This window comes from Oleiphilus sp. HI0043 (assembly GCF_001634935.1).
In genome coordinates this window covers 1-1,394 of sequence record NZ_LWEY01001897.1, presented here as the reverse complement: position 1 = coordinate 1,394, position 1,394 = coordinate 1, and the positions used below count along the sequence as shown (strand labels likewise).

The 1,394-nt window shown below is 45.6% G+C and carries 2 protein-coding genes and 1 pseudogene; all 3 read right to left on the bottom strand.

Annotation, left to right across the window (positions count from 1 at the left end):
* Positions 1-883 (bottom strand): Na/Pi cotransporter family protein (locus A3729_RS29260; protein ID WP_197476260.1); only part of this gene is annotated, 883 nt, incomplete at its 3' end.
* 32 nt (positions 884-915) lie between these two features.
* Positions 916-1,215 carry an MBL fold metallo-hydrolase RNA specificity domain-containing protein gene (locus A3729_RS29255; RefSeq protein WP_369820169.1) on the bottom strand — a complete coding sequence of 100 codons (300 nt, stop codon included), beginning with the start codon at positions 1,213-1,215 and terminating at the stop codon, positions 916-918.
* Positions 1,189-1,341 (bottom strand): annotated as a pseudogene (locus A3729_RS34760) (MBL fold metallo-hydrolase); the annotation flags it as partial. The gene A3729_RS29255 and the pseudogene A3729_RS34760, both read right to left, overlap by 27 nt.
* Positions 1,342-1,394 lie beyond the last annotated feature (53 nt).

The following is a 1,394-nucleotide window of genomic DNA, read 5'->3' as shown; positions in this document are numbered from 1 at the left end:
AAATACCAATTACATTAAAGGTACTGTGGAAGGCGACCAAACCAAGTAAAGGGTCTTCGACTTGGTAGACATCATTGATAATTTTCAACAGCAAAGGCAAACATAGGAGTGCCAATAAATCGGTGATCAGGTTGAAAAAGAAGTGCGCTGCTGCCACCTGCCTTTTAATTGGCGTTCCTTTTAAGGCACCGAGCATAACAGTGCCGGTGGTTCCTAGGTCTGCACCGATCACTAATGCCGCCGCTTGATCTAATCCAATTATTTGAGCATTAAGTGCACTCAAGGTGATCATCATTGTCGCGGAGCTGGATTGAATGATGGCCGTGAAGATAACGCCCACTAGAAAAAAAACAAAAATTCCATACTCTTTGAATATAGAGACATCGAAGCTTTGCGAAAAAGCCTCAATGCTATCTTTCATCAGCACCAAGCCCATCAGCAACAGCCCTAAGCCCATTAATAGGCGACTCATGTGACGGAGCTTTTTATCATCACCAAAGCTAACTAAACCTAAACACCCCAGACCCAGCATCGGTAGATAGAAAGCAGACAAACTGAGCTTAAAGCCCAAGGTTGCAACGATCCAGCCGGTAAACGTTGTTCCCAGATTAGACCCTAGAATGATCCCCAGCGCATTGCGCATATCGAGAATACCGGCCCCGACAAAGGCCAGCGTCATTAAGCCAACAACCGAACTGCTCTGCAGAATGGCTGTTGCGACCGTCCCACCTAGTATCGACTTTAAAGGATGAGTTGTATGCTTGCGCAGCATGACTTTCAAGGAACGACTGCTTAAAGCCTTCAAGGCCTTCTCTAGTTGATCAATACCAAATAGAAATACCCCGATTCCTGAAATAAACTCTAGTAACTGAAATTGCTCCATATCCAACCTTAATTATTGACCGAGACTATTTACTAATTCAGTTCAAATTCCTGACCAGGCTCCGGTACACAAGCTTTCAAACCCAACTGCTCTTTTATCTTCATACGCATTGAGTCAGAGGCACTACGCTCACCATGGGTAACGAACACTTGCTTGGGGGAGATCTTTGACGCACGCAACCAGTCAATAATTTCTTGATAGTCGCCGTGGGCAGACAGGCTACCACTATGATAAACCTCCGCTTTCACAGGGTAGTACTGGCCGTGTATTTTGACTTCAGCAGCACCACTGACCAGGGTATCACCTCGCGTTCCAGGTGCCTGAAATCCGATAAAAACGATACTGTGCTGATGATGCGGTAAGAGATTTTTTAAGTGGTGTAAAACTCTGCCACCACTTGCCATACCGCTGGCAGAGATGATTACTGAAGGATAAGAACTGCCATTAAGTGCGATAGACTCTTCAGCGGTGCACCGCTGAAGAGTCTATCGCACTTAATGGCAGTTCTTAT